The organism is Agrobacterium sp., from assembly GCF_032092815.1.
In the GTDB taxonomy this organism is placed as follows: Bacteria; Pseudomonadota; Alphaproteobacteria; order Rhizobiales; family Rhizobiaceae; genus Agrobacterium.
Genome location: NZ_DAMDBP010000029.1, coordinates 19,360 through 28,426, shown reverse-complemented (window position 1 = coordinate 28,426; position 9,067 = coordinate 19,360). Strand labels below are relative to the sequence as shown.

Sequence of the window (9,067 nt, the reverse complement as noted above, 5' to 3'; positions counted from 1 at the left end):
GCGCCCGTTCACATTTTTTAGCCGTGTGATCAGGCCTTGAGCTTGGCGACGATCAGATGACCCGGTGTCGGATTGCCATCCTGCATGCGCACATTGATGTCGGTGATTTCGAGAAGCTCGAAACCGGTCGCATCAAGGCGTTCCTTCACATAGCTTTCCGCATGGGCAAATCGCTGGTGCGGGCCAACCATATGGGTGCGGCCGGCCAGAATGTCCTCGGGCAGTGTTTCCGACGAGAACACAAAAATGCCGCCGGGAGCCAAGTTCTCAGCCGTGCCGAAAAACAGTGGCTCCAGCGCGCCAAGATAAGGCAGAACGTCGGTGGCGGTGATCAGGTCGAAAGCGTCGTCGTCATTGTCTTCAAGGAAATCCTCGACCTCGGCGACGTAAAGCGTTTCGTAGATTTCCTTTTCATGGGCGATTTCGACCATGTTTTCGGAAATGTCGATGCCGGTAATGTCGTCAACCATATCCCGCAAAGCCGCACCGGTCAGGCCCGTGCCGCAACCAAGGTCGAGCATGCGCTTGAAGGGGCCAAGGTTCAGCGATTGCAGGCGCTGGCGCACCAGCATGGGAACCGCGTAACCCAACTGTTCGACCAGAATGTCCTCAAAGGCTTCTGCGTGCTGGTCAAACAGGGTTTCGACGTAAGCATCGGGCGCCTTTGGCGGTGTTTCACCACGACCCATGGACGCGAGGCGAACGGCCGCGCCCCCATGATCTTCCGGGTCCAGTTCCAGAACCTGCTGATAGGCCTTTACGGCCTCATCGATCTCACCGGCCTTTTCATGGGCAAGTGCGCGATTATAGGCTTCGGCAAGGGCCTCTTCGTCGATCTTCTGTTGTTTTCCGGTCATTGCGCTACCCTTGACTGAATTTTTAATGTTCAGCCTTGCTGTAAGCTGCCCGTCGGGCAGGCGCAATGTTTATCTCGTCAGGCCACCGGTTCAGTGCAGGATGAACTCGCCTTTCAGCGAGCGCCATTCGCTGGCCGAAATCAGCTGGCGATGCACATATTTCACCGAATGCAGGGGGCCATCGAGTTTTTCCTGCCAGAATTTCAGAAAGCCGTTCATTTCCGGAAAGTCCGGGGCCAGATCATAATGCTGCCAGACATAGGTCTGCAGCAGGGAGGGGTGATCCGGCAGGCGGTAGAAGATCTGGGCAGTTGTCAGGCCATAGCCTTTCAGCATCATTTCCATGTCTGTGTTCATGATACTTGTTCCCGTTTTTTTGGCGGTGCTGAACCTGTGTTCAACACCGCCATGGGATCATGGCATGGTTAACCGAGTCTTGACATTATATTTAGCCGGCCAATAAAGAAATTATTTTTCAATGTGTTAGCAGCTTCAAGTGTTGAGTGCTGCCAAGAACACTCAACGTTTGAGGTGGCGGGTCAGGCGGGCTTCCAGCCATGCCCAGACGTGACGAAGGGTTTCGACGATCGCCAGATAGAAAATCGCCGCCCAGAGATAGGTCTGATAATCGAAGAAAATGATCTGTTTTGGCAGGCCGAGTGCAAAGGCGCCTTCGCGCTGGCCAAGCGGCACGCTCAAGATTGCGCCGCGCAGGATTTCCGCCTGATAGGCTGCGGTATTGAGTGTCATGGCCAGCAGGCCACAATACCAGGCCTCACGGAAGAACCACCACAGTCCAACGCTTTCCAGCTGCGGTCGGAACGTGCCAAGGCCGTAATAGATCAGGAAAAGCTGCGCCAATAGCGGTGTGCCACGGAACAGATAGACATAGGCATAGGCCGGTGCCGCCAGAAACGGGCTTTTCGACATGCGCGCGAAGGCAATCGGCAGCGACAGGATGGCACCGAGAATGACCGAAATGGTAACGAGAATGATCGTCGTTTTCAGGCCATCGAGATAACGCGGCCCATAACGTTCAAACTTCGCCCAGTCCCAGCCGGTGATGATGGTATAGACGAGGCCAAGCGCGACCAAGCACCAAATGCCGATGATGATGTAACCGGCGGCCTTAGCGACCGTCAGCGGCTTTTTGGTGGTCGGCGGGGCAGGGCGTGCCGCGATAAGATGGTCTGCGTGGCTCATCGTTTGGCCTCCGACTTGCGAGACCAGCGGTCAATGTAACCGAGGCCGATGGAGGACAGTATTGCGAGGATGAGAAACAGCAGGCAGGCCAGCGTGTAGAAAAAGAAGGCTTCCTTGCTGACGCGGGCTGCAACGCCGGTCTGGCGCAATATGTCGGTGAGACCGATGATCGACACATAGGAGGTGTCTTTCAACAGGATCATCCAGAGGTTCGTCATGCCAGGCAGTGCGACCCGCACGAGTTGCGGCATGACAATCAGCAGCATGGTGCGGCTGCGGCGAAGGCCAAGCGCATCGCCTGCCTCATACTGGCCCTTGGGAATGGCCTTGAAGGCAGACAGAAGCACTTCGGATGAATAGGATGAAAATACCACGGCCAGGGCAATCATGCCGGCAACAAAGGCATTGATTTCGATTGGGCCGCTGAAACCGAGCGATCCGGCCACCGATTGCAATAGCATCTGCATGCCATAATAGACGATGAACAGCGTCAATAGCTCAGGCAGGCCACGGAAGATGGTGGTGTAGATGCCCGCCGCAAGACGCAGCGATTTTTCGCTGGACTGTGCGGCAAGTGCGATCAGAAAACCGATGACCAGACCCACCGGCAGCGTTGCCAGCGCCAGTGTTATGGTGACCTTGACGCCGTAAGCGACCTCATCGCCCCAGCCGGTTGCGCCACAAGAAATGATGCTGGTTTCATCCAGAAACGAAAAGACACCAACAGGGCCGCAAAATGGATCGAACAAATGCGTAATGTAGGCCCAGAACGAACCTAAGGCGGAAAACAATCCGCTCATGCCAATTTTCCCCTGCGGTCTTTGCCGCTTTTTTTGAATCTACTCAAGGTTTTCAAACAAAAACGGCGGAAGGGCAAGCCTTCCGCCATCAACTTTCAACAAATCAGCGCCGATTATTCGCCGTAAACGTCGAAATCGAAGTACTTGTCGTTGATTTCCTTGTATTTGCCGTTGGCGCGGATACCAGCAATGGCGGCTGTGAATTTGTCTGCAAGTGCGGTGTCGCCCTTGCGAACAGCAATGCCTGCGCCATCACCGTTGATTTCAGGATCAACCTTCAGCGGGGTCAGGATCTTGCAGCAGGCGCCAGCGTCAGACTTAACCCATTCCGACAGAACGACGATATCGTCGATAACGCCATCGATACGGCCGTTGGTAATGTCGAGCTTGTACTCGTCAGCGGTCGGGTAGAGCTTGAGGTCAGAATCAGCCAGGTGCTTTTCAGCATAGTTGGAGTGGGTGGTAGAACCCTGCGCGCCAAGCGACTTGCCCTTGAGGTCTTCAAGCGTCTTGATTGGCGAATCCTTCGGAACGGCAATTGCCGGAGGGGTGTTGTAGTACTTCTTGGAGAAATCCACCTTTTCCAGGCGCTCAGGCGTGATCGACATGGACGCGATGATGGCGTCGAACTTTTTGGCCTGCAAAGCCGGAATGATGCCGTCCCAGTCGTTGGTGACGAATGTGCATTCAGCTTTCATTTCTTCGCAGAGCGCCTTGGCGATGTCGATATCGAAACCGGTCAGTGTGCCATCCGCTTCAAGGTTGTTGAAGGGAGGGTAAGCGCCTTCGGTGCCGATAACCAGCTTGTCTTGCGCCAGTGCTGCGCCGGAAAACATAGATACTGCCGCGATGGAAGCGGCGGCAAGAAGACGTGTGGAAATACGCATTGCGATCCTCTCTTTTGGTTTTCCATTGGCAGGCTTTCTTTTTTATCCGTGCCAATGTTGCAGGCGTGGGTGTTTTTGTTTGACCCCGCGCTGGCCGGATAGTCATCCCGTTGCGAATAAAATGCAACCTCAATTCCAATATCTGTCAAACAGATCCGGCATGGTTGTCGTTCGTTCATTCTGCGTACAGGCTTGCCAATTCATGATTGGAACAATGTTACGGTTTGCCGCGTTGCGCATCCCGGGCACAAAAAAGCTTAGAATGACACAGACCCCTGTGGAGCATTCGGGCAGATGAGGAAACACGATGCTGAATAAAAACATCTTGAGGGCTGGGGTTGTCTTGCCTCTCATGTCAATCGTCATGACGAGCCACCCAGCTGCTGCCATGACCGTGAGGCCGGACGTTTCTTATCAGACACAAAACTCAGGTCTGATCCGCGTTCAGGTGAGCGTTGAAAGTGCGCGCCAGCAATTGCAGGCAGCGCAGCAGGCACTTGCCGATGCGCAGGCGAGCGGTGGTGATACATCGGCCGCTCAAGCAGCCGTCGCCGCTGCGCAGGCAGAACTGGACGCGGCGCTTGCAGCACAAAGCGCACCAGCGCCAGAACCTGAGCCAGCCCCAGCACCAGAACCTGCTCCACAGGCAGCACCGGAGCCTGCACCACCTGCTGAGGCACCACCACCGCCACCGGCAGAGGCAGCACCAGCAGCGCCAGCGCCTGAACCTGCGCCACCGGCAGCAGAACCAGCCCCTGAGGCTGCGCCGCCGGCCGCCGAGCAGCCTGCAGAACCAAAACGCAAGCCAAAACGCGAACCTGCCGCTGAAGCGCCAGCGCCTGAACCAAAGGACGCGCCTGTTCCGCAGGAATCTCCAGCGCCCGAAACAGCGCCGGTACCGGAACAGCAGGCCGATCCGCAACCGGGCCGCCAGCCGGGTGACGACCAGCCAAAGCAGCGTCCACGCCCAAACCGCGAAAAGCCGGCACCACGCCCAGCAACTGAAGAGCCAGCAACTGCACCAGACGCTGCCGCGCCAGCCCCAGATGCTGCAGCCCCAGAAGCTGCACCTGCACCGGATGCGCCACCACCAACACAGGATGGTGCGGCCAGCGGCCAGGCTCCGGCCGGTGAAGCGGTGCCTGATCAGGTTGCGACCCCGCAGCAGGAAGCGCCTTCCATGACGCAGGAACAGCTGGATCAGGCGAAAGCCATTGCAGCTGACCCTTCCAAAACAGATGAAACGGTCATTCTGCCTGTAGACAAGGGCGCAGCCGTTCTCGACAGCGACAAGGAAGCGGAACGGTCTGGAGACCGAAAGTCCCGTGAGGAGCGCCGCCGCGAGCGCGAACAGGCCGCTGACGTGAAGGTTCCGACCTCGGATGCCGAAGCGCAGGCGCTGAGCGCTGATGGCAAGGCGCCACCACCGATCAAGATGGAGGCTGCAACCGCCCAGCAGGGTGAGCGCATTGCCCGTCCGCCACGTTTTGAACGTCCGGAAGGTGTGCGTGAGTGGCAGCCGCGTGATGGTGGCCGCCGCAACAACAACGATGATGGCACCCGCATCATTCTGCAGCTCGGTGATCGCATCATCGTGCGTGGTGATGATACCAGCCGCTTCGTACGCGAAGGTGAGGAGCCTTATTACGAGCGGCTTCCCGGCGGTCGTATCCGTGAAACTGTTGAGCGCAACGACGGCACGCAGGTTGTGACGATCCGTAACCGCTACGGTGACATCATTCAGCGTTCACGCATCGATAGCCGTGGCCGTGAATATGTGCTGTTCTACGCACCGGAGTTGATGGACCGTCCCGACCGCGAATATGCCTATCGTGATCCGGGTCTTGACCTGCCACCAATGCGCCTGCGCATTCCGGTTCAGGACTACATCATCGACACGACAAGCGATCCGGACCGCGACTATTATGCGTTCCTGGAACAGCCGCCGGTCGAGCCGGTCGAACGTGTCTACTCGTTGGATGAGGTGAAGTACTCCGCTCGTATTCGTGACAAGGTGCGTCGTATCGACCTCGATACCGTGACCTTTGCCACGGGCAGTGCCGATATTCCGATGAACCAGGCACGGACACTTCGCAAGGTGGCTGATGCGATCAACAAGACGCTGGACCAGAACCCGGCAGAAACCTTCCTGATTGAAGGCCACACCGACGCTGTCGGTTCTGACGAAAGCAACCTGATCCTGTCCGACCGTCGCGCGGAATCGGTCGCCAATATCCTGACCGATGTGTATGGCATTCCGCCGGAAAACCTCGCGACCCAGGGGTACGGCGAACGTTACCTGAAGGTGCGTACACTCTCTGCCGAACAGCAGAACCGCCGCGTTACCATTCGCCGTGTGACACCGCTGGTTCGCCCGGTCGCGCAGAACTGATCAGGGTTCTCAAGACAACAAAAAGCCCGGCATCGAGAGATGCCGGGCTTTTTTCATGCAATCAGATTTTTTCCATCAGCCGTTGAGGGCGACAGCGATTTCAGCTGCAAGACGTGCATTGTTGCGAACAAGTGCAATATTGGTCTTGAGGCTGCGGCCGCTGGTCAGGCGGAAGATGTTGTCCAGCAGGTAAGGCGTGACAGCCTTGCCGGTCACGTCTTCGCGCTCTGCATTGGCAATGGCGCGGCTGATGTAGATTTCCATTTCCTCGCGCGGAATTTCATCTTCTTCCGGAACCGGGTTGGCAATCAGCATGCCGCCATCGATGCCAAGCTGTTCGCGGGTCGTCTGGAAGTTGGCGATTGCCGCCGGGCTGTTCAGCGTCAGCGGGCTCTGCAGGCCGGATGAACGCGACCAGAAGGCCGGGAATTCCGTGGCCTCAAAGGTCACGACAGGAACGCCGCCGGTTTCGAGAACTTCCAGTGTCTTTGGAATGTCGAGAATGGCCTTGGCGCCTGCGCAAACCACGATGACGCCCGTCTTGGCAAGCTCGGTCAGGTCAGCCGATATATCGAAGCTTTCTTCTGCACCGCGGTGAACGCCGCCAATGCCGCCGGTCGCGAATACCTTGATGCCAGCGCGTGCGGCGGCAATCATCGTGGCAGCAACGGTTGTGGCACCGGTACGACGCTCGGCAATGGCAAAGGCGATGTCGGCGCGTGATACTTTCATGGCGCCGGTGGTCTGGGCCAGGGCTTCCAGCTGATGTTTTTCGAGGCCGATATGCAGAACGCCATCGATAACGGCGATGGTGGCGGGAACTGCGCCTTCCTGGCGGATCAGTTCTTCAACACCCTGCGCCATCTCGATATTGCCGGGGTATGGCATGCCGTGGGTGATGATGGTGGATTCCAGCGCAACGATTGGCGCGCCGCGCTGCTTGGCGGCTGCAACTTCTTCAGAATAGACAATCGGCAGGAGGGGGGAGATTGGCTTTGTCATCGGGTATTTCCAATTTCTGTTATCAATGTCTCATGACAGCATTTGGGCTTCGGGCACAAGACGTAACATCAGCTGAATGTTGTCTTGTGACAGTTCATGCGAGGTGGCAAAGGGCGAAAGCACTGTAATGGCCGCAGCAGCGGTGCCCCAGCGCAGGCTTTCCCTTATGCCCAGACCCTGAAGATGTGCCGCAAGAAAGCCGGATGCAAGGGCATCGCCGGCACCCGTGACATCACGGACCTCTTTTAATACGGGGGGCTGAAGCGTTGCGGTTTCAGTGCCAAGAAAAGCGATGACCTCATTGGAGCCGCGCGTCACCACGCCACCCTTGATGCCGGCCTTGCGCAACAGATCTGGCCAGTCCGCTGACTGGTCCGGGTTCTGGCCGGTGATGGTACGGGCCTCGGCTTCATTCATGAACAGGATGTCGATATGTTCAAATGCATCCTGCAGTTTGACGATCTTGGCCGGTGAAATGGCAATGGCCGCGAGCAACTTGCCCTGTTCTTTCGCCGCCTTGCCAAGTGCTGACAGCGTATCCTTTGGCAGGTTGGCATCACATAAGATTGCGTCGGTTGCTTCGATGGCGTCTCTGACGGCACGCACGCGCAGGCGGCGTGGCGAAAACAGGTCATAGAGATCCATATCCGCCAGCGCGATGATCAGGTTGCCGTCACGCTCGAGGATTGCGGTGTAGCTTGGTGTCTTGCGATCCAGAAACACGAAAGGCGTGTCTTCCACATCGGCTTCAATGGCCGCTGCCGCGACAGCCTCGCCGGTCGCGTCGCCACCACGCGGTGCGATGATGCGCACGGAAAAACCGAGGCGGGAGAGATTGCGGGCGGCGTTGAAACCACCGCCTCCTGCCTCTTCCATCCAGCGTCCGGGATTGCTGGCAGCCGGTGAGGTTTCACCTGTAATCAGACCCCGGCGGTCGATGTGAGCGCCACCGAGTACGAGTATTTTTTTCATCGTCCGTTCCCGTATTCCACGACCTTCCAGCCAGGGTGCGATTCGACCATTTTGCTGTTTCGGTTGTGGTTTTTCATCTTTCGCGCCGTGAGGTCCGAGAAGAAAAACAAAAATAGAACAAACGACTTATCCATTATTGTTTTCAATATGATGATCTGCTCTTGCTGAATGAGAACAAACAAGGTACAAAATCTTCACGGAACGCTTCATTGCCTGTGGGGCTTCAATAACCTAAAGGTGGATCAGATGGCACAAAATTCTTTGCGTCTTGTAGAGGATAAATCGGTGGATAAAAGCAAGGCACTGGAAGCGGCGCTCTCCCAGATCGAACGTTCGTTCGGCAAGGGATCGATCATGAAGCTCGGCTCCAATGAAAACGTCGTTGAAATCGAAACGGTTTCGACGGGATCTCTCAGTCTGGATATTGCCCTTGGGATTGGTGGACTTCCCAAAGGTCGTATCATTGAAATTTACGGCCCTGAAAGCTCGGGTAAGACAACACTGGCGCTGCAGACCATTGCAGAAGCCCAGAAGAAGGGCGGCATCTGCGCCTTCGTGGATGCGGAGCACGCGCTTGATCCGGTCTATGCCCGCAAGCTTGGCGTTGATCTGCAGAACCTTTTGATCTCGCAGCCGGACACCGGTGAGCAGGCACTTGAAATCACCGACACGCTGGTACGTTCCGGTGCGGTTGATGTTCTGGTCGTCGACTCCGTTGCCGCCTTGACGCCACGTGCGGAAATTGAAGGTGAAATGGGCGACAGCCTGCCAGGTCTTCAGGCCCGTCTGATGAGCCAGGCGCTGCGCAAGCTGACCGCTTCGATCTCCCGTTCGAACTGCATGGTGATCTTCATCAACCAGATCCGCATGAAGATCGGTGTGATGTTCGGTTCGCCGGAAACGACAACCGGCGGTAACGCGCTGAAGTTCTACGCCTCTGTCCGTCTCGACATT

9 protein-coding genes are annotated in these 9,067 nt (G+C 56.9%); 2 read left to right on the top strand and 7 right to left on the bottom strand.

Annotated elements, in window-relative coordinates; genetic code table 11:
* Nucleotides 1-29 precede the first annotated feature (29 nt).
* The 5 genes from RT613_RS16350 to RT613_RS16330 form a co-directional block, all read right to left on the bottom strand.
* Nucleotides 30-857 carry a class I SAM-dependent methyltransferase gene (locus RT613_RS16350; RefSeq protein ID WP_313617011.1) on the bottom strand — a complete coding sequence of 276 codons (828 nt, stop codon included), beginning with the start codon at nucleotides 855-857 and terminating at the stop codon, nucleotides 30-32.
* Between the two features lie 90 nt (nucleotides 858-947).
* Complete coding sequence (locus RT613_RS16345) at nucleotides 948-1,214, bottom strand: usg protein (protein ID WP_313617009.1); 267 nt, start codon at nucleotides 1,212-1,214, stop codon at nucleotides 948-950.
* A 162-nt stretch (nucleotides 1,215-1,376) separates the two neighbouring features.
* Nucleotides 1,377-2,060 (bottom strand): ABC transporter permease subunit, encoded by a 684-nt coding sequence (locus RT613_RS16340; RefSeq protein WP_313617007.1) that lies wholly within the window; start codon nucleotides 2,058-2,060, stop codon nucleotides 1,377-1,379.
* Nucleotides 2,057-2,860, bottom strand: a complete 804-nt coding sequence (locus RT613_RS16335) for an ABC transporter permease (protein ID WP_313617005.1) — start codon at nucleotides 2,858-2,860, stop codon at nucleotides 2,057-2,059. Before RT613_RS16335 ends, RT613_RS16340 begins: the two co-directional genes overlap by 4 nt.
* A gap of 113 nt (nucleotides 2,861-2,973) precedes the next feature.
* On the bottom strand, nucleotides 2,974-3,747 hold the full coding sequence (locus RT613_RS16330; RefSeq protein ID WP_313617003.1) for an ABC transporter substrate-binding protein: 774 nt from the start codon (nucleotides 3,745-3,747) through the stop codon (nucleotides 2,974-2,976).
* 364 nt (nucleotides 3,748-4,111) lie between these two features.
* On the opposite strand from RT613_RS16330, the gene RT613_RS16325 reads away from it, so the two are divergent.
* Nucleotides 4,112-6,139 carry an OmpA family protein gene (locus RT613_RS16325; protein ID WP_313617001.1) on the top strand — a complete coding sequence of 676 codons (2,028 nt, stop codon included), beginning with the start codon at nucleotides 4,112-4,114 and terminating at the stop codon, nucleotides 6,137-6,139.
* Nucleotides 6,140-6,214: 75 nt separating this feature from the next.
* Here the strand turns inward: RT613_RS16325 and RT613_RS16320 are convergent, their stop codons facing one another.
* Complete coding sequence (locus tag RT613_RS16320; protein WP_313616999.1) at nucleotides 6,215-7,141, bottom strand: pseudouridine-5'-phosphate glycosidase; 927 nt, start codon at nucleotides 7,139-7,141, stop codon at nucleotides 6,215-6,217.
* A gap of 30 nt (nucleotides 7,142-7,171) precedes the next feature.
* Complete coding sequence (locus RT613_RS16315; protein ID WP_313616997.1) at nucleotides 7,172-8,113, bottom strand: carbohydrate kinase family protein; 942 nt, start codon at nucleotides 8,111-8,113, stop codon at nucleotides 7,172-7,174.
* Between the two features lie 246 nt (nucleotides 8,114-8,359).
* Here RT613_RS16315 and recA point away from each other — a divergent pair.
* On the top strand, nucleotides 8,360-9,067 hold a 708-nt coding region (gene recA, locus RT613_RS16310), incomplete at its 3' end, for a recombinase RecA (RefSeq protein ID WP_313616995.1).